Annotated in this window: 14 protein-coding genes and 4 pseudogenes; 10 read left to right on the top strand and 8 right to left on the bottom strand. The window is 70.9% G+C overall.

The genetic code is table 11. From position 1 onward, the window contains the following. Nucleotides 1-20 precede the first annotated feature (20 nt). Nucleotides 21-632, bottom strand: coding sequence for a Crp/Fnr family transcriptional regulator (locus tag WMF31_RS22835; protein ID WP_436603972.1), 612 nt, complete (start codon nucleotides 630-632; stop codon nucleotides 21-23). Nucleotides 633-856: 224 nt separating this feature from the next. Here WMF31_RS22835 and WMF31_RS22840 point away from each other — a divergent pair. Further along, nucleotides 857-1,055, top strand: a pseudogene (locus WMF31_RS22840) (transposase zinc-binding domain-containing protein); the annotation flags it as partial. A gap of 279 nt (nucleotides 1,056-1,334) precedes the next feature. Next, nucleotides 1,335-1,586 (top strand): hypothetical protein, encoded by a 252-nt coding sequence (locus tag WMF31_RS22845; RefSeq protein ID WP_436603973.1) that lies wholly within the window; start codon nucleotides 1,335-1,337, stop codon nucleotides 1,584-1,586. An 83-nt stretch (nucleotides 1,587-1,669) separates the two neighbouring features. On the opposite strand, the gene WMF31_RS22850 is transcribed toward WMF31_RS22845, so the two are convergent. Together WMF31_RS22850 and WMF31_RS22855 are read right to left on the bottom strand one after the other, a co-directional pair. Continuing rightward, nucleotides 1,670-2,560 (bottom strand): eCIS core domain-containing protein, encoded by an 891-nt coding sequence (locus WMF31_RS22850; protein WP_436603974.1) that lies wholly within the window; start codon nucleotides 2,558-2,560, stop codon nucleotides 1,670-1,672. A gap of 305 nt (nucleotides 2,561-2,865) precedes the next feature. Further along, the gene (locus WMF31_RS22855; protein WP_436603975.1) at nucleotides 2,866-3,309 is read right to left on the bottom strand and encodes a hypothetical protein; all 444 of its coding nucleotides are present in this window, start codon (nucleotides 3,307-3,309) and stop codon (nucleotides 2,866-2,868) included. Nucleotides 3,310-3,315: 6 nt separating this feature from the next. On the opposite strand from WMF31_RS22855, the pseudogene WMF31_RS22860 reads away from it, so the two are divergent. The 3 genes and pseudogenes from WMF31_RS22860 to WMF31_RS22870 all read left to right on the top strand — a co-directional run. Beyond that, nucleotides 3,316-3,528 (top strand): annotated as a pseudogene (locus WMF31_RS22860) (transposase); the annotation flags it as partial. Between the two features lie 186 nt (nucleotides 3,529-3,714). Then, entirely contained in the window at nucleotides 3,715-3,870 is a 156-nt protein-coding gene (locus WMF31_RS22865; protein WP_436606650.1) for a hypothetical protein, read from the top strand. A 275-nt stretch (nucleotides 3,871-4,145) separates the two neighbouring features. Continuing rightward, nucleotides 4,146-4,718, top strand: coding sequence for a TetR/AcrR family transcriptional regulator (locus WMF31_RS22870; RefSeq protein WP_436603976.1), 573 nt, complete (start codon nucleotides 4,146-4,148; stop codon nucleotides 4,716-4,718). Here the strand turns inward: WMF31_RS22870 and WMF31_RS22875 are convergent. The 4 genes and pseudogenes from WMF31_RS22875 to WMF31_RS22890 all read right to left on the bottom strand — a co-directional run. Further along, nucleotides 4,684-5,253 (bottom strand): peroxiredoxin-like family protein, encoded by a 570-nt coding sequence (locus WMF31_RS22875; RefSeq protein ID WP_436603977.1) that lies wholly within the window; start codon nucleotides 5,251-5,253, stop codon nucleotides 4,684-4,686. The two genes, WMF31_RS22870 and WMF31_RS22875, sit on opposite strands and share 35 nt — an antisense overlap. After that, nucleotides 5,253-5,888, bottom strand: a complete 636-nt coding sequence (locus WMF31_RS22880) for an NAD-dependent epimerase/dehydratase family protein (RefSeq protein WP_436603978.1) — start codon at nucleotides 5,886-5,888, stop codon at nucleotides 5,253-5,255. Before WMF31_RS22880 ends, WMF31_RS22875 begins: the two co-directional genes overlap by 1 nt. Further along, nucleotides 5,885-6,736, bottom strand: coding sequence for an SDR family NAD(P)-dependent oxidoreductase (locus tag WMF31_RS22885; RefSeq protein ID WP_436603979.1), 852 nt, complete (start codon nucleotides 6,734-6,736; stop codon nucleotides 5,885-5,887). The genes WMF31_RS22880 and WMF31_RS22885 overlap by 4 nt, the downstream gene beginning before the upstream one ends. A gap of 625 nt (nucleotides 6,737-7,361) precedes the next feature. Beyond that, a pseudogene (locus tag WMF31_RS22890) lies at nucleotides 7,362-7,595 on the bottom strand (DUF2403 domain-containing lipoprotein); the annotation flags it as partial. 90 nt (nucleotides 7,596-7,685) lie between these two features. Between WMF31_RS22890 and WMF31_RS22895 the strand changes: the two are divergent. Together WMF31_RS22895 and WMF31_RS22900 are read left to right on the top strand one after the other, a co-directional pair. Beyond that, on the top strand, nucleotides 7,686-8,213 hold the full coding sequence (locus WMF31_RS22895) for a nuclear transport factor 2 family protein (protein ID WP_436603980.1): 528 nt from the start codon (nucleotides 7,686-7,688) through the stop codon (nucleotides 8,211-8,213). Between the two features lie 474 nt (nucleotides 8,214-8,687). Next, nucleotides 8,688-9,238, top strand: a pseudogene (locus WMF31_RS22900) (LysR family transcriptional regulator). A gap of 28 nt (nucleotides 9,239-9,266) precedes the next feature. On the opposite strand, the gene WMF31_RS22905 reads toward WMF31_RS22900, so the two are convergent. Continuing rightward, nucleotides 9,267-9,413 carry a hypothetical protein gene (locus WMF31_RS22905; protein ID WP_436603981.1) on the bottom strand — a complete coding sequence of 49 codons (147 nt, stop codon included), beginning with the start codon at nucleotides 9,411-9,413 and terminating at the stop codon, nucleotides 9,267-9,269. A gap of 625 nt (nucleotides 9,414-10,038) precedes the next feature. Here WMF31_RS22905 and WMF31_RS22910 point away from each other — a divergent pair. Genes WMF31_RS22910 through WMF31_RS22920 form a run of 3 tightly spaced genes read left to right on the top strand, consistent with a single transcriptional unit; the run spans nucleotide 10,039 to nucleotide 18,832 of the window. Next, entirely contained in the window at nucleotides 10,039-12,549 is a 2,511-nt protein-coding gene (locus tag WMF31_RS22910; protein ID WP_436603982.1) for a hypothetical protein, read from the top strand. Continuing rightward, a complete protein-coding gene (locus WMF31_RS22915; RefSeq protein ID WP_436603983.1) occupies nucleotides 12,546-15,983 on the top strand; it encodes a DUF6603 domain-containing protein in 3,438 nt (1,145 codons plus the stop codon). The genes WMF31_RS22910 and WMF31_RS22915 overlap by 4 nt, the downstream gene beginning before the upstream one ends. Then, on the top strand, nucleotides 15,983-18,832 hold the full coding sequence (locus WMF31_RS22920) for a hypothetical protein (protein ID WP_436603984.1): 2,850 nt from the start codon (nucleotides 15,983-15,985) through the stop codon (nucleotides 18,830-18,832). The genes WMF31_RS22915 and WMF31_RS22920 overlap by 1 nt, the downstream gene beginning before the upstream one ends.

Below are 18,832 nucleotides of genomic sequence, written 5' to 3' on the forward strand. Positions count from 1 at the left end.
CTGTCGCGCCTTGACCTGGGTCAAGAAGCGATGTGCCTCGTCGCGGCGCGCTTCAGGCGGCTCAGGGCTTCGGGCGTGATGCCGAGGTACGCGGCGATGTGATAGTCGGGCACGCGGCTCGCCACGGCGCCGTGCTCTGCGAGGAAGGCGCGATACCGCTCGGCGGCCGTGTCCATCAGCAGCGAGGCCTCGCGGCGCACCTTCTTCAGGTACACCCGCTCGACGATCCGCCGGCTCACCCGCTCCCAGTAGACGTCGCGCTCGCAGAACGCGCTCAGCCGCGCGTAGGGCGCGACGAAGAGCTGCATCGGGGTCAGCGCCTGGATCGTCAGCCGGGCGGGCTCGCCGGTGATCAGCGCCTCCAGCACCGACATGAAGTCGGGCGCGGAGACGAACGCCTTGTTGAACTCCTTGCCGTCCCTGCGCGTGTAAAACATCCTGGCGATGCCGGAGTTGACGAGCGCCACCGAGTCGCTCGCCGCGCCCGCCCGCACGAACGCCTCGCCCTTCCGCAGGCTCTTCCCGTGAAACAGGGCCGCGAAGTCCTCGAAGTGCGGCGCCGGCCGAGGGTCGAGCGCCGCGATGATGCGCCCGAGCGCCGCCACCTGCTCCGCGCGCGAGAGCTGTGCCATGCGCGGGGAGCCTAGCACGGCGCTCCCGCGGCTCGACGTGACCGACCCGCGGAGCGCTCCAGGGTTCCGCCTTCGCCGGAGGACGTCACGATCGCGGTGCAGCGGGGCGGGAGAGGCCGCCCTCGTCCGGCGCGCCTCAGCCGCCCTGCAGCGCGAGCGCCTGGAGCGCCTCGACGAGCTGCTGGTGCGTCTTCCGCTGCGCTGCGACCAGCGACTCGATGCGCTTCGCGCGGCTCCGGTGCGAGCGCTGCGAAGAGGGTCGGCTGGTGGCCTTCAGCTGTAAAGGACGCGGTTTCTGCCCGTCGTGTCTGGGCCGACGCATGTGTGCCACGGCGGCGAACCTGATCGAGGACGTCCTGCCCGAGGTGGCGCTCCGGCAGTGGGTGTTGACGTTTCCGTTTCCGTGGCGGCGCAGGCTCGCCCAGGACGGGGCGTCGTTCGGCGTGCTGACCCGCATCTGCTCTCGCGCAAGCGCGCCTTCGCTGACGGGACTGTCGCGGTGGACATGGATCCGCCCTCGCTCCTGTGCCGCCTCGCGGCCAGCGTCCAGCCGCCGCGCTTTCACACCGCCAAGTACGCTGGCGTGCTCGCCTCGGCGAGTCCATGGCGCAAGCGCATCGGACCGCGCCCTGCGAAGCCAGAAGAGCCGACGAAGGCGGACGACGACGCCGCTCCGAAACGCAAGCGTGGCGGCTATCGACCGTGGGCCGAGCTCTTGCGCCGCACCTTTGCGATACTTCCTCGCGCTGCGATCCGGCTTCTTTTATCTACGCGCCGGATCAGGGCGGGCAGGTGCCCGCGGCGGCGCTGACGGCGTACGCGAGCCAGATCGACCGGAGCAAGGTGCTGGCGGCGGGGTTCCAGATGCACCTCTGCAAGCCGGTGGATCCCGGGGCGCTGGCCACGGCCGTGCTGGAGCTCGCCGAGAGCCAGGAGCGGCGGCACCCGCGCTGACACCCTCGGGCGGGCGCGCTCGCACCGCGGGCCCGCCTCCAGATTCGGGAGGGGTGATCGGGCGCGGGGGTTGGGTCGTGAGCTCAGGCTTTGTTGTCGATCTCCTGGACGACCCACTCGGCGAGCGACATGGCCGTGTCGGCGCTTGCTATGGTGTGTGTCGCTATGATGTCGAGGTTCGAGACGCTGTTGACCTTTTTGAATGTCCTCTTGTTGTTGTAGGTGTCCGCGTTTTCCGTCGGCCTGCGCCCGGCGAGGAGCAGGAGCACCTTGCCCACCGCGCCCGGCATGCTCAGCATGAACTCGACCGTGGCGAGGAGCTTGGCGTCCCAGTCTTTCTCCACGCCCGGCGGCGCGTTGCCCGCGCCCAGGAGCCACGTCTGGAGGGCATTGTCGTCCGCGTTGCCAAAATCGGCGAGGCCATAGCCCGCTCCGCTGAGGTCAGTCGCCGAATTGCCGAGTCGAATGCACAGCTCCTGGCCCAGCGCGTCGATCTTCGCGGCCTGGGCCTGGGTCAAGGGCTGGCAGGCGCCCTGCGGGGGCCACGGGCGACGGCGGGGCGCCGTGGAGCCGGCGGGTCGGGCGCGCGGCGCCCGGTCGAAGGCCGCCGTCGGCAGGCCCGCCAGGCGGGCCATGCGGTCCGCCTCGATTTCGAGCGTCTCGTCGTTGACCATCACGAGGCCGGCGCCGCGGACGCCGCGCACCCGGCCGGCGCGCTGCTGGACCACGTGCGCGAGCTCGTGGGCCAAGATCCGGTGCCCGCGCACCGTCATCGGCGCATACTCGCCCGGCGCGAAGAAGATGTCCTCGCAGCAGGCGAAGGCGGCGGCGCCGAGCGAGGCCGCCTCCGGGCCGACGTGCACGCGGACCTCGGCAAAGTCCTCGCCGAAGAGGGCTTCCATGCGCGACCGGATGGCGGCCGGGAGCGGCTCGCCCTCGCTCCGCGGCCACCGGGCGACCACGTCGTCCGGCACGGCGGTTGAATCAATCTCGCGACCTCCTCGCGAGCGCGCCCCGCCCGCGGCGAGGCAAGGCGTTTCGGACGATTGGACCTTGATGGAGTTTCCCATGGCGTCTCCCGCTCTGTCGCCTTCCACCTGGCTCGTGGTGCTCCAGATAGAGAGGCCGCCGGAACCGTGGGCCCGAATGCGGCGCACGTCTAGCGGATTCGCGGCGCCGCCGGTCCAATCGTGCGAAGGATCTGACGCGGACGGCCGCCGTAGGTACAGAGCCCGCGTCACGTTCGGGAGGGCTGGCCTGGCGGGGTTGGGTCGCGGGCTCAGGCTTTGTTGTTGATCTCCTGGACGACCCAGGCGGCGAGCGTGTTGGCCGTGTCGGTGTTTGTCGCGACGATGAAGAGGCCCGAGGCGCTGTTGATCTTCTTGAACGTCTGGTTGTTGTTGTAGGTGTCCGCCCTCTCGGTCGGCCTGCGCCCGGCCAGGAGCAGGAGCACCATGCCGATCGCGCCCGGCATGCTCAGCATGAACCCGGTCGTGGCGAGGAGCTTTTTGTCCCAGGTGGCCTGCACGCCCGGCGGCGCGGTGCCCAGGCCCATGAGCCACTTCTGGAGGGCTCGGTCGTTCACGTTGCCGAAATCGGAGAGGCCATAACCTGCGCCGTTCAGGTCCGTCGTCGAATTGCCGAGCCGAACGCAGAGCTCCTGGCCCAGCTCGTCGATCTTCGCGGCCTCGGCCTGGGTCAGGGGCTGACGGGCGCCGCGCATGTCGACGTGCATCGGCGACCGCGGAAATGCGTTACGTGCTGCGACCCCCCGATCGCAAAGGAGCGCGTCGAGCCGCAGCAGGACGGCATGGTGCGGCTCTCGCTCAAGCGCGTCTCCGCTGGCGGGGCTGTCGCGGTAAACATGGATCCGCTCTCGCTCCTGTGCCGCCTCGCGGCCAGCGTCCCGCCGCCGCGCTTTCCCACCGTCAAGTACGCTGGCGTGCTCGCCTCGACGAGTCCATGGCGCAAGCGCATCGGACCGCGCCCTGCGAAGCCAGAAGAGCCGACGAAGGCGGACGATGACGCCGCTCCGAAACGCAAGCGTGGGGGCCATCGACCGTGGGCCGAGCTCTTGCGCCGCACATTTGCGATCGATGTCCTCGAGCGCCCAGCTTGCAAGGGGCGGATGAAGCTCGTCGCCGTGGTGACCGAGCCAGGGAACATCGCCCGCTTCCTCTCCGCGCTCGGCGAGCCGACCGATGTTCCAGCACGCTCTCCCAGCGTCCACGCGGCGGCCACCGTACTGGAAAAGCACCGCTCTGCGCCGCAAGGCGCTCGGTGACCCCGCATAGCGTCTCGCGACGCGCCTCCCGGGCCAGACCAACGCCCGGACCGACACGTGTGCCCACGGCACGCCGATGCGCCCCGTAGCACGCTCGGAGCCGCCCGGACCACGCTCTCTCGACCCAGGACCGAGCCATCACGAGGCTCGCGGCCCCAACCTTTCGGTTGGCTGCGCTATCTTCGCCAGTCACCGTCGTTCATCCGGGCGACACTCTTGACGCTCCCGGTGCGGCGACGCAAAGTCGTTGGTCAGTCGACTGACTCCGAAGCAGCATGGCGACCCGAGGTGATACCAAGCGAGAGCGCCTGCGCGACGCCGCCGTCGAGCTGGTGCACCGGCAAGGCTTCGAGCGGACCACGCTCGCCGATCTCGCGCGCGAGACCGGGGTCCCGCTCGGCAGCGTCTACTACTACTTCAAGACCAAGGAGGCGATCGGCGAGGCGGTCGTCAGCGCGCGCGCCGCGGGCTACCGAGCGCGCCTCGTCGAGTGGGACGAGCTCGCCGATCCTCGCAGGCGCATCGAGCGCTTCATCGGGATGATCATCGAGAACCGCGACGGCCTCGCGCAGCGCGGCTGTCCGGTGGGCACGCTGGTCAGCGAGCTCCGAAAGAACGACGCGCCGCTCGCCTCGAGCGCGGCGGCGATCTTCGAAGACGTGCTGGTCTGGCTCGAGCAGCAGTTCCGTCAGCTCGGGCAGGGGCGACGCGCGCGCGGGCACGCGGAGCGAGTGCTCGCCGCGCTCGAGGGCGCGACGCTGCTCGCTCACGCGTTCGGTGATGCGTCTTACCTCGATCGCGAGGCAGAGAGGCTCAAGGAGTGGCTCCGCGAGCTCGCTCCGAAGTGAATCTCCGTGCGCGCTCGAGCACCTCGTCGAAGCTCCACTGGTCGTCGGGATGCTCGCCGTACTTCGCGTCGAGCACCGTGCCCGAGGGACCGAGGAAGAAGTCCGCGGGGAGGCCCAGCGGGCCGCCGTCGGGACGGGTGGGGATCGGCTGCTCGGCAGCTCGGATGGCGCTCAGCATCGCGCGCCAGGTCCGGGGGTCGGCCATCATCCGCAGCGACGTCCCCACGCCATATGCGTCGTAGTGGACGCGCCGGGGATCGGCCACGACGTCGAAGGGCATCTCGCCCTGATAGGGCCGCAGCGCGTCCTCCGACGAGTGGAAGAGCACGACCTCGCGCACCCCGAGCGCACGCAGTTCGGCGTATCGCTTGGCGAACGCGCGGAGGTGGAGCTCGCAGATCGGACAGCCGGCGAAGCGACGGAACTGGAGGTGCACGAGCGCGGTGGGATCGGGCAGCGCGATCGCATCGCCCCGCAGGGTGCGGAGGGTGCAGGGCGAGACGCGATCGCCGGGGGACAGTCGGGAGCTCTTCATCACTCGGCTCCTCGCGCGAGGCGCGGCCAGGGGAACCCCGCGCGGCCGAGCTCGGCGACGGCCTCGTGCACCGCGGTGCGCCAGCTCTTGTGGCCCGCGAAGCCGATGGCGCGACGCGCGCGGTCGGTGGCGCAGAGGCGGCTCTCGGCCACGTGCACCAGCGAGCGGGAGAGGAACGGCGAGGAGCCCGGGAGCACCGGATGCAACGCCTCCATGAGCGCGGCGAACGCGTAGCCGAGAGAGTAGGGCACGCTGAACATCGGCGCGGGTGAGCCGCTCGCCTCCGCGATCAGGGCGACGACCTCGCGGAAGGTGGGCTGCTCGTCGCCGACGATGTTGAGCGACTCGTAGGGTGCGAGCGCCGGTGCGGTCGCGGCGAGCGCGAAGGCCTCGCCGAGATCGGCGTCGCTCACGAGCGGCATGCGCGCGCCACCGCCGGCGAGCCAGGGCACCAGCCGGAGATCTCCGCGCAGCGCTTCTCCGCGGAGCGCGCGGGGCAGCCGCGAGGGATCGCGGCACGCGGCGATCACGCGGACTTCCCCCTCGGGACGAGCGGCGAGCGCCGCGAGGATGTGGCGGCCGAGGAAGCCCGTGGCCCCCGTCACCACGACGGTGCGTCGAGTCGAGGGCTTCATGGGCTGCCGCCTCCCGCACCGAGCACGGCGCGCGCGCGCTCCGCGGCGAGGGCCCCGGCGGCGAAGCGGCGGCCGACCGTCCGGCCCATGAGCGCGGTGGCGGCGCGCCTCGGGAGCAGCGCCGACATCCATCGGTTGGCTCGACCTGCCACGTGCGTCGCGCGGTTCGCGGCCAGGGCGGCGAGGCCTTCGGCCACGCAGCGATCCACCGCCATCGGCGCGATCGGCATGTCCGCGGCGCCGCCCATCCGCGCGAGCGCCGGCGTGTCGGTGGGCCCCGGCATCAGCACGGTGACGAAGACGCCCTGAGGCGCGAGCTCGTGGTGCAGCCCCTCACCGAGGCTCAGCACGTAGGCCTCGGTCGCGGCGTTGTTGGCGACGAAGGGAACCCCCTGCAGCCCGCCCATCGACGACACGAGCAGCAGCCCGCCGCGCCCGCGCTGCACCAGGCGCGGTCCGAAGGCGCGCACCAGCTCGAGGTTGGTCGCGACCTTGAGGCGCACGCAGCGGAGCAGCTCGTCCTCGGCCTGCAAGAGCAGCTCGCCCGGCGAGGCTACGCCGGCGTTGCAGGCCACCAGGCCCACGTCGAGATCGGCGCACGCCTCGGCGAGCCTGCGGCCCGCGCCCTCGGTCGCCAGATCGATCGCCACGACGCGTTGCTGAACGCCGTAACGCTCCGAGAGCTCACCTCCCACTACCGCCAGCGCGTCCCGACTGCGCGCAGCGAGGACGACGTGGATCCCGCTCTCCGCGAGCTGGCGCGCGAGCTCGGCGCCGATCCCTGAAGACGCGCCCGTGACGAGCGCCCACGGCCCGAACCGCCGCGCGTCGATGCGTGTGATGGCCATCTCGATGGTCCTCCGTGGCCAACTAAGCTAGTTGGCTGACTATATTCGAGGTGAACCTACGACAGCAGGGGGAGAACGTCAAGGCATCGCGGTGATCAGTTGGTCAGGGGATCGGGCCGATCGCACGGCGCGCCGTCAGCGCGAGATCGATCAGCGCCGCGGCTCCGAGCACGCACTCGTCCTGCCCGCAGGCTGTGGCTGTGGAGTGAAGGCGGCGGCTTGGATGCCGAGTGCCCAGCTTGCAAGGGGCGGATGAAGCTCGTCGCCGTGGTGACCGAGCCAGGGAACATCGCCCGCTTCTCTCCGCGCTCGGCGAGCCGACCGATGTTCCAGCACGCTCTCCCAACGTCCACGCGGCGGCCGCCGTACCGGAAGAGCACCGTTCTGCGCCGCAAGGCGCCCGGTGACGCCGCATAGCGTCTCGCGACGCGCCTCCCGGGCCAGACCAACGCCCGGACCGACACGTGGGCCCACGGCACGCCGATGGCCCCGTAGCGCGCTCGGCGCCGCCCGGACCACGCTCTCTCGACCCAGGACCGAGCCATCACGACGCTCGCGGTCCCACCCGTTCGGGTTGCTGCGCGACACTTCCTCGCGCTGCGATCCGGCTGGCTTTGCCTACGCGCCCGGGCTCGCGGTCGATGCGACGGGGCCACTGGCCGGGCGCGCCGATGTTCGTGAACGTCATCGTCCCGCCGCGCGTCGGCGTGCTCGGCTCGGCGGCGTGCGGGCCGAGACCTCCGCCGGCGCCCGTCGCGCTCGTGGACGGGCCCCCGCTCGCCGCGCCTCCCGCGCCGCCTCCTCCGAGGTCGCCTCCGCCACCGCAGGCGCATGCGCGGAGGACGAGAGCAGCCCGCACAGAGAACGAGAGCGCTTCCTATCCGTGAGTGTTCCCGGAGCGCGCCCGTTCCGTGATGGGAAGCGACGGGATCAGCGCCGATAGGTCATCGTGAGGCTCACAGGGGCGCCGCGGGGCCCCAAGGGGCGTCGATTGGCCCCGGCGTTGAAACCATCTGCCGGCGCTGGCAAGATGTCGACACCATCGATGAAAATACCTCTCGTTGCCCTGGTTCTTGCCGGAGCGGCGTCCGCCTGCCAGCCCAGCAGACCTGATAGCCCCGACAAGCTGAAAGCAGTGATCGTGGCGTATTTTGACTGCATCAGCCGAAAGGACTTTGCAGGGATGAGATCGTTGATAACCGACGAATTCATCATCTACGAGAATGGAAAGGTGATAAACAATGAGGATCTGATCGCGATCATCAACGGATCGCCGATAACCAGAGCCGACTACTCATTTGGTGATTTCAGGATCAACGTCGACAGCAGCTCGGGGAGCGTGATCTACCTCAACCATGGCAAATTCATGACAGGTGACGCAGGTCTCATGACGCGCGACTGGCTGGAGAGCGCGACGTTCAAGAAGGTCGGAGGCGAGTGGAAGCTGGACTTCATCCACTCGACGGTCAAGAAATAGGCCGCGGCCGCCCCCCTGCGCCACATCGCTGCGTGGTCGTGACGGCGGCGTTCGTCCCCCCCACGGCAATCGGTGTGCTCGCGGCCGCGTCACTCCGGGACGCACTCGCCCGGATCGCTGACGAGGAGGAGACCGGGAGGCCCCTCACCGCGGACGTTCCCCGGCACACGCGCGCGGCCTCCTCGGTGGACACGCGCCAGCAGGCCGGCCGCGAGCGGCCGTGTCGGCGAATGTCTGCAGAGCGCTGTTGGCCATCGTCGTTCCCTTCGTTGAAGCGTCTCGGAAGCGTAGAGGGGCGCACGGCATGGCGGAATGCGCAGCGTTTGCATGGTGTCCGTGCGTCGGACGCCATGGGATGGTCCGCATCGGCGAAGAGGTGTCCGGGGCGCTGGAGCGGGGGCCCGCGAGCTTGCCTGCGCGGCGTCAGGATGCGCCTTCCCGGAAGGACACCAAGGTTCATGCTATGTTCGGGGCGTGTCGTCCCCCGATCTCAACCTGCTCATCACGCTCGACGTGCTCCTGGCGGAAGATAGCGTGGCGCGCGCAGCGCAGCGGTTGCGGCTCAGCCCCTCGGCGATGAGCCGCGCGCTGGCTCGCCTGCGAGAGACGACCGGTGATCCGCTCCTCGTCGGAGCGGGCCGCCGCCTGATTCTGACGCCTCGAGCGCTGGCCTTGCGCGAGCGGGTTCACCAGCTCGTCGAGGACGCTGGGGCCGTCTTGCGGCCAGATCAAGCGATTGACCTGACCAGGCTCGCTCGGACCTTCACCCTGCGGACCAGCGATGGCTTCGTGGAGAGCTTCGGCCCTGACCTGCTGGCACGGATCGGCGAGGAGGCCCGGGGGTGCGCCTCCGTGTCCTCCAGAAGCCTGACAAGGACAGCGCGCCCCTCCGCGACGGTCGGGTCGATCTGGTGTCCATGCTGTGGCACCCTCGAATGGACGCCGAACCGGCACACCGCTGGTTACGCGCATGCGTTCGCGCTGTCTGCGCGTCGGAGATGGAGAGAAGAGCGGGGACGGTGTAGCGGCGGAGCCGGCGCGCGAGCGCGGCCTTTAGAGCACGCCGTCGGGCGGATGCTCCGTTACCTCCGGCGGCACGGGCACCTCGAGATCGAGCACGACGTCGAGGAAGACGACGAGCCCGAGGCAGCGCGCTGTGCCTCCGCCGTCTCGGGACGAGAGCCGGCCGCCGGCCCGCAATGGCTCCGCGGGCTCGCGCCGTCTTCTCCGAGCGCGCTCGCGTACGACAAGCCGCTATGCGCTGCGCTCGATGGCTTCACCTTGCACGCAGCGACGCGCGCCGGTGCGCACCATGCCGCGGCGAGGGAGGCGCTGCTGCGTTACGTGCTGCGACCCCCGATCGCAAGGGAGCGCGTCGAGCCGCACCGAGCCAAGAAACATCGCCCGCTTCCTCCCCGCGCTCGGCGAGCCGACCGATATTCCAGCGCGCTCTCCCAGCGTCCACGCGGCGGCCACCGTACTGGAAGAGCACCGTCCTGCGCCGCGAGGCGCTCGGGGAAGGCGGTCGGCCAACGGTCACCGCCTGGCCTCCCTGAGCGACGATTCAAGAAGCTTGTAGCCGACGACTTCGTCGATGTACGCTCACGCGCGACGCCGCGTCGCGCATCGATTGCCCTGATCGAGGAGGCATGAAGGGCTTCGTCGCTGTCACCGACATCGGATGGTACATACCGATTTCAGGTTTGTTTGGGCGCCACGCTGGCCGGAGCTTGAGAAGTTGCTATTTCGCCCTTCGTCCAGGCGGCAGTCGTAGAGGCTCGCGCCCGCGGCCGTTGGCCATGATGTCGAACGCAGGTGGTTCCCGATGGCATGGAAGTCCCTCAAGGACCCGACGACAGGACTGAATGCGCGGCCGCGCGTGCTGGCCGGGCCGATGCTGCGCAAGGTCACGCCCAGGACCGTGACGGTGTGGGTGGCGCTGCGCAAGCCCGGCAAGGTCATCCTGAAGGTGCTCGACACGAACCTCGACAACCGCCTGATGGAAGGCGAGGGGCACACTGTCGCGATCGGCACCAACCTGCACATCGTCGCGGTCACCGCGACGCCCAAGCCGCCGGCGCCCGACCACCTGGTGGAAGGCAAGGTCTACCGCTATGACCTGTCTTTCGAGTTCGACGACGGACAGAGCCAGTCGCTGGCGCTCGCGACCCACAGCGCGAACCTCGCGTACGCACCGTTCGACAAACCCAGCTTCTGCCTGCCGCCGGCCGACATCAACCGGCTGCGCATCATGCACGGCTCGTGCCGCATCCCGCACGGCAACGGCGCCGACGCGCTGCCGATGCTCGACGGGCTGATCGCTCAGGGCGCCGACAACCCGTACGCGCGGCCTCACCAACTGCTGCTGACCGGCGACCAGATCTACGCCGACGACGTTGGCTTCGCGATGTCGATGATGCTGATGGACGCGTCGGACGCCCTGCTCGGCTGGACCGAGGAGATCGTCTGCAACGTGCCGAGCTCCAACGCGCGGCGCAAGGTGACCGAGATGCACCCTGGACTGCGCGGACACATCACGCAGAACGACGCCGGCTTCACGTCGGTGGACTTCCGCGGCCAGCTGATCGGCCTCGGCGAATACCTGGCGATGTACCTGTTCGTCTGGTCCGACGTGCTGTGGCCGGCGTCGCCGGTCACCCTGCCCTCGTTCAGCGAGATCAAGTCGTTCTTCTCGTCGCGCTTCGACAGCAACGACAACCAAGTGCTGCTCAGCGGGACGTTCCAGCTCTACACGGCCAGCGCCGCCGGCGTCGACGCCGAGACGGCGCGCATCGCGGGCTTCGGCCGCACCATCAAGGACAACGTGCGGCGCGCGCTGGCCAACATCCCCACCTACATGATCTTCGATGATCACGAGGTCACCGACGACTGGAACATGACGCGCGACTTCTGCGCGAAGGTCTACGGCAGCCCGCTGGGTCTGCGCATCGTGCAGAACGGCCTGACGGCGTACGCGCTGTGCCAGCACTGGGGCAACGCGCCCGAGCAGTTCCGCACCCCTACCGGCGTCCCGCCCGGCGAGAAGCTGCTGATGCTTCTGGACAACCTGAGCAGCGCCGCCGCCTACGACAGCGTCAGCCCCGCAATCCGCTCGCTGCTGGGCATCCACGACGACAGCGTGCTGCGCGGTCGTCCCAACAAGGGGCTGTTCCACGACCCGATCTCGCTGACCTACAACTACACGATCGAGGGCGATGGCCATCAGATCATCGTGACCGACACGCGCACCTGGCGCGAGTACCCGCGCGGGCCGTCCGACGGCGGCGACCTGCTGCCGTCCTCGCAGCTACGCGACCAGATCGCGATGGCGCCGGACACCCGCGACCGCATGCTGCTGATCGTGCTGACCACCAATGCGCCCGCCGCGCAGCCGATCCGCACGGCGTCGCGCCATCCGCGCTTGACGAAGCGCTCGTCGAGTTTCGTCGAGCATGACCCCTCCCCCGACCTCTACGAATCGTGGGAGATGCCGCGCAACGCGACGGACCGGCTCTTCCGGGCGATCAGCGACCGGCTTCCGCTGGTGGACGGCAAGCGCTACGGCAGCGTGATCCTGCTGTCGGGCGACGTGCACACGAGCTTCACGTCGCGCCTGCTGTTTCGCGGCAGGACGCGCTTCCAGGATCCGAAGGCCAGCCCGCAGCCGGTGAACGTGGTGTTCGCGCAGATGGTCTGCAGCTCGCTGCGCAAGCAGAACGACAAGACCGAGGGCATGCACGACGACGGCTACGACTACGCGCCCACCGGCGGCGGCTGGCTGGTGCCGAGCAACAAGCCCGAGGGCTACCTCGGCTGGAACCTGCCGGACGGCGTGACTACGCGCGTGGGCTCGATCAAGCACAAAGTGGGCCAAATCGAGATGTACGAGCCGGTCGTGATCAGAGGCCCGCGCACCTATTCGATCTGGAATCTGCCTTTAGGGTTCAGGGCCGAGGTCACGCCGGACTGGAGCTATCGGCTCGACTACCTGCTCGCCGTGCAGCAGTCGACGCTGCCGCCCTCGCCGCCGCCGATTCCGCCGATGCCCACCGGCAACAGCGCCGCCGACCGCCAGCGCGCCGCCGAGGCCTTCCACAAGGCCACCAGCAACTACCGCAAGTTCGTCCGCGCGAATGTGACACGGCGCGAGGTGGTCGGCGTCAACAACATCGGCGAGATCACGTTCGACTGGAGCCCCACGAACGTCGCCGCGCGCCACGCGCTGCACACGCTGCGCTGGCGCGACTGGAAGATCATGCTGGACCGGTTCACCACCTACGTCTGCAGCCTCAATCCCGACGACCCGCTGTATCCTGAGCTGAGGCCGTTGCCATGAGCCGCTCGCGCTCACTGCTGCGCGCGATGGCCGGACAGCTGGCCAGCATCGTGGACCCTCTGACCAGCGCGCTCCAAAGCCCCGAGCGGATGCAGCAGCTGCTGGAGCGCCTCGGCGTTCACGATTCCGAGGTCACGGGCCCGGTCGCCGCGTTCAGCGCGGTGCAGGACCTGCGCACCCAGCTGGAGGCGCTGGCGGCGCAGGACGACCTCGACTTCGAAGCCGCGCGCGCCGCGTTGCAGATCGCCGGCAGCGCGTTCGACATCGCCGATGCGGTGTCCGACCTCGGCGGCGGCGTCGGCACCATCGAGGGCCTGGGCCGCGACCTGCTCGACTATTTGTTCGAGACCTGGCTGCTGATGCGGCATCCGCTGGCGCGCGAAGTGATGGCGCTGCTGACGCTGCTGGAGGCCGAGCCCGACCGCCCCGAGCGCCCGGCGGTGCTGCGCAGCGGCGACGAGGCCGCGCGCGCGCCGGTCAAGATCGACCGCGTGCGTCTCGACCGCCTGCCCGCGCTGCTGCGCGACCCCGTGGCCGTGCTGAAGGCGCGCTACGTCAACGCGCTGGCCACCGACGCCGACGCCGACGCGATGGCGGACCGCCTCTTCCCGCAGCTCGTGCAGGTGCTGCGCGCGCTGGGCGTGGTGTGCCACTACGGCATCGAGCCGGAAGGCGAGGCGTGGCTCGGCGCCAGCGCGCCGCTGATGCGGCGCGCGATGGTCATCTACGCGGTGAGCGGGCTGCGCAGCGACGAGCCCGAGGCTGGCGTCGTCGTCGCCCTGTCGCCGGCCAGCCTCGGCGATCTCGGGCTGGTCGTCAGCCCGTTCGGCGCGCTGACCTTCACGAAGCAGGTCGGCCGCTGGCAGCTGCAGACGCGCCTCACGGGCCAGGTCGACACGGTGGCCTGGGGCCGTCATGGTCTGACGCTGCTCGCGCAAGACGCGCAGATCGGCGCCGAGATCAGCGCCAGCACGCCGACCGGCGACACGACGCCGGCCTACGTGTTCGGCGCCGCCGACGGCACGCGCGTGGAGCTCGGCAGCGTGCAGCTCGCGGCCAGGACCGCGCTGTCGCCGCAGGAGCAGTCGCTGTCGCTCGCGGCCGACGTGTCGCGCGCGGCGCTCGTCATCATGCCCGGCGACGCCGACGGCTTCCTCGCGAGCGTGCTGCCGGCGCAAGGCCTGCGCGCCGACGTCGACCTCGGCCTCGCATGGTCCAGCGACGCGGGCCTGACGCTGCGCGGGAGCGGCGGGCTCGAAGCGACGCTGCCGGTGCGGATCTCGGTCGGTGGGCTCACGCTGTCGCACCTGCACATCGCGCTGCATGCGCAGGACAGCCAGGTGAGCACCGAGCTCAGCGCGAGCCTGGGCCTCTCGATCGGCCCGGTGCGCGCGGTGGTCGACCGCGTCGGCGTCGATGCGACGCTCACGTTCCCGGCGCGCGGCGGCAACCTCGGCGTCGCCGCGCTGGCGCTCGGCTTCAGGCCGCCCGCCGGCATCGGCCTGACGGTCGAGGCGCACGGCGTGCTGACCGGCGGCGGCTACCTGTTCCACGACCGCGAGCGCGCGCTCTACGCCGGCGCGCTGCAGCTGAGCCTGCAGGACCGCATCACGCTGAAGGCCTTCGGCCTCGTCGCCACGCGCATGCCCGACGGCAGCCGCGGCTACTCGATGATCGTGTTCATCACGGCCGAGAACTTCCGTCCGGTGCCGCTGGGCATGGGCTTCACGCTGCAAGGCATCGGCGGCATGGTCGCGGTGCACCGCACCTTCAACGAGACCGCGCTGCGCGAGGGCCTTCAGAACAACACGCTGTCGACGCTCTTGTTCCCGCGCGATCCGGTCGCGCAATCGACCGACCTGGTGCGCGACCTCGCCACCGTGTTCCCCGCGCGGCGCGGCGCCTACCTGCTGGGCCTGCTCGCCAAGATCGGCTGGTCCTCGCCGACCCTGGTGACGCTGGATCTGGCGCTGATCTACGAGTTCGGCGCGCGGCACCGCCTGATCGCGCTCGGGCGCGTGCAATCGCTGCTGCCGTCGCGCGACAACGCGCTGATCCAGCTCAACCTCGACGCGATGGGCCTGCTCGACCTCGACGAGGGCAGCGCCGAGATCGACGCGGTGCTGGTCGACTCGCGCCTGGCGCAGCGCTTCCCGATGACCGGCGCGATGGCGCTGCGCGCGCGCTGGACCGGCGGCCCGCGCGCCGGCTTCGTGATGGCGGTGGGCGGCTTCAACCCGCGCTTCGCCGCGCCGGCCAACGTGCCCAAGCTCCCGCGCATCGCGATCGCGCTGTCGGCGGGCGACAACCCGCGCCTCACTTGCGAAGCCTATTTCGCGATCACGTCCAACACCATCCAGTTCGGCGCGCGCGCACACCTGTACGCGGCGGCGATCGGCTTCAGCGTCGAGGGCGACGTCGGATTCGACGTGCTGGTGCAGCTGGTGCCGTTCCACTTCCTCGCCGAGTTCCGCGCGTCGGTGCAGCTCAAGCGCGGCTCGCGGAACCTGTTCAAGGTCAGCGTCTCAGGCGAGCTCGAAGGGCCGCGGCCGCTGCGCATCAGCGGCAAGGCCTCGTTCGAGATCCTGTGGTGCGATTTCTCGGTGCGCTTCGACAAGACGCTGGTCCGCGGCGAGAAGCCGCCGCTGCCGCCGGCGGTCAACGTGCTCGATCAGCTGCAGCGCGCGTTCGCCGATCCGCAGAGCTGGACCACGCAGCGCGATGCGTTCGCGCAGCACGGCGTGACGCTGCGCGCGCTGCCGGCCGGCGGCGCGCTGCCGGTGCTGGACCCGCTGGGTCTGATCACGGTCAAGCAGCAGGTCGTGCCGCTCAACACGACGCGCGACATCGACCTCTTCGGCGGCGCGCCGGTGAGCGGCCCGCGCCGCTTCACGCTGACGGCGTCGCTCGGCTCGGGCAGAGCGGCGCAGCCCGGCAATCCGGTCACCGACCAGTTCGCGCCGGCGCAGTTCTTCCGGATGAGCGACGACGAGAAGCTCGCTGGCCCGTCGTTCGAGACGCTGCCGGCCGGCGTCACCTTCGGCAGCGGCGCGGTGGCGATCGACGACGCGATGGTGGTCGGCTCGCCGCTGACCTACGAGACGCTGATCATCGACGCCGCCGGCCAGTCGACGCGCCCGCCGCGGGCGGCGTACCCGCTACCGCCGCAGCGCCTGAGCGAGCAGGTCAGGCACAGCGCGGTGGCACACGCGCCGGTGCGCCGCACCGGCCGCGCGCGCTTCACCGACCCGCAGGCGCCGCAGGCGGTGCAGGTCAAGCCGCTGCGCTGGCTGGTGGCCTCGGTCGACGACGCGAGCACGCAGAACCCCGGCGCCGGCACGGCGGCGACGTACAGCGAACAGCGCGCCGCGCTCGGCGCCTTGAACCGCGCGACGGTGGAGTGGCAGCTCGTCGCAGCCCATGAGGTGACCTGATGGCCACGACACCGGCGCTCTTGAGCTTCCTGCCGTGGGTGCGCGAAGGCGCGGCCGCCGCGCTCGCGATTCCCGACACGCTCGGCGCCAACATGCGCGGCGCCGCCACGCTGAACGCGCAGCTCGCGGTCAACGGCGCATCGCCGCAGGCGATGGCGCTGCGCCTGCGCGGACCGGCCGACGTGATCGGCCTCGACGTGCGCCAGATCGTGCGCATGGACCCGCCGCCCGGCACGGCGGACTTCGAGCCGAACTACTTCCCCGCGATCGAGTTCGACCGCGCCGACTTCCCGTGGCTGTTCACGCCCGCGAGCGCCGACAAGCAAGGGCGCCTGAGGCCGTGGCTGTGCCTGGTGGTCGTGCGCGTGCAGGCCGGCGTGGACCTGCGCGCCGCCAGCGTCGACCCGGCCTTGCCGGTGCTCGAGATCAACGCGCCGGCCGTGCCGGCCGACGAGTTGCCCGACCTCGCCGAGTGCTGGGCGTGGGCGCATGCGCAGGTCGCCAGCGGCACCTCGACGCCGGCCGACGTGCGCGGCGCGCTGACCGGACGGCCCGAGCAGTCGCTGTCGCGCCTGCTGTGCCCGCGGCTCCTGACGGCACACACGGATTATCTGGCCTGCGTGGTGCCGACCTTCGAGCTCGGCATGAAGGTCGGGCTCGGGCTCGGGCTCGAGATCGAGGAGGCCGACCTCACCGCGGCCAGCGGGCTGAAGCCGGCGTGGTCGCTCGCGCCGACGCCGCCGGCCGCCGTGCGCCTGCCGGTCTATCACCACTGGCGCTTCCGCACCGGTGCGCGCGGCGACTTCGAGTCGATGGTGCGGCTTCTGCGAGCGCGGCCCGCGCCCGCGGGCTTCGGCACGCGGCCGATGGACGTCAGTGAGCCCGGCTTCCGCACGCAACCGCAGGGCGCGCTGCAGCCCGGTCGCACACTCGCGCTGGAAGGCGCGCTCGAGCCCTTGAACCAGGGCGCCCCGCCGCCCGGCTGGACCGCCGCCGAAGGACAGGCCTTCCAGACCGCGCTGGCCGGCATCGTCAACGCGCCCGGCCTCGCGCAGACGCTGCAGCCCGACGCCGAGCCGCTGCTGGCGCCGCCGCTGTACGGGCAATGGCACGCCGCGCGCCCCACGGTCACGCCCGGCGCGACGCCATGGCTCGACGAGCTCAACCTCGACCCATGCCACCGCGCGGTCGCGGCGCTCGGCACGCGCGTGGTCCAGGAACATCAGGAGGCGCTGATGGCCGCGGCCTGGGACCAGGCGGCCGAGCTGCAGGCCGCCAACCAGCGCCTGCGCCAGCTCCAGCTCAGCCTCGCCGCCGGCGCCAGCCTGCACGCACGGCATTTCGCGCGCCTGAGCGACGAAGCCGCCCTGCGCGTCTCGGCGCCCGTGCATGCGCGGCTGCGCGCGGTAACGCTGCCGTCGGGCGGCGGCTCCTCGCGCACGCTGGTGGCCGACGTGCAGGCCAGCATGCTGCCGCCCAGAGCCGCCAGCGCTGCGATGCGCCGCATCGGCCGCGCGCGCGGTCCGCTGACGCGCCGCGTGGCCGCGCAGGGCGGCACGCGCAGCATGCAGGCGAGCTGGATCGTGCAGCTCAACCTGCCGGCGATGGGCAGCTTCGTATCGGCGCCGTGGTGGGACGTCGCGAGCTTTAACATCGTGCGCGAGCGCATCGCTCAGCCGTCCTCGCTGGCCGCGTTCGGCAGCATCACCGCCGATGCCGTCAACGGCATGCGCGGTCGCCCGGTGTTCCGGATCGCAGCCGAGGGCCAGGCCGTCGCGGTGCAAGGCGTGACCAACGTGCCGCCGTCGGACGACAGCCCCACCGCGCACAGCTTCCGCCAGGCCGCGGCCAAGCACCTGGAGCGCGTGAACCCGGCGCGCCTCGGCATCCTCACCGCGCCGGCGCCGTCGCTGCAGCTGGCCGCGGTGCGCAGCGGACTGCAGGCGCAGCTGGAGCCGCGCCGCACGCTGGTCGCGCTGACGCAGGCGCTGGTGAAGAGCAGCGCCAACGCGACGCCGGCCGTCAATCCGTCGGCCACCGCGCCGCTGCCGATCGACACCGTGATGGCCGCGCCGCGCTTCCCGCAGCCGATGTACGAGCCGCTGCGCGACCTGTCGCAGGACCTGCTGCTGCCGGGCCTGCAGGACGTGCTGCCCAATACCGTGCTCGGCCTGCAGACCAACCGCCGCTTCATCGAGGCCTACATGGTCGGGCTCAATGTCGAGATGGCGCGCGAGCTGCTGTGGCGCGGCTTTCCCACCGACCAGCGCGGCACCTGCTTCGACCGCTTCTGGGCCGCGACCTCGCCCGCTGTGCCGAGCGACATCGCGCCGCTGCATCAATGGGGCGCGCGCCGGCTCGGCGACACCACCGCGCCGGCGCAGTCGGAGCGCTTCGTGATGCTGTTGCGCAGCGAGCTTTTGCGCCGCTATCCGTCGGCCCTCATCTACGCCGCCAAGGCCGTGGTCGACGCCAACGGCGTGCGCATGCCCAGCATCGCGGCCAGCGACGAGGCGTCGCCGATCTTCCGCGGATCGCTGCCGCCGGACGTATCGTTCTTCGGCTTCGACGTGCCGGTGAAGCAGATGGTCGGCGCGGCGGGCGGCGGCACCGGCGATGGCTACTTCGTGATCATCCAGGAGCAGCCCGGCGAGCCGCGCTTCGGCCTCGACGATGGTACACCGCGCGGAGCGGCAACCCACCTGCGCGTCGCCGCGGGGGCGCCGGCCGGGCTGCCGCTGAACGGCCTGCAATGGGGCTTCAACGCCGCGCACATGGCCGGCATCGTGCGCCAGCAGCCGATGCGCGTGGCCATCCACGCTTCGCAGTTCCTGCCGCCCACCGCCTGA

This window comes from Sorangium sp. So ce1036 (assembly GCF_051369805.1).
In the GTDB taxonomy this organism is placed as follows: Bacteria; Myxococcota_A; Polyangia; order Polyangiales; family Polyangiaceae; genus Sorangium; species Sorangium cellulosum_F.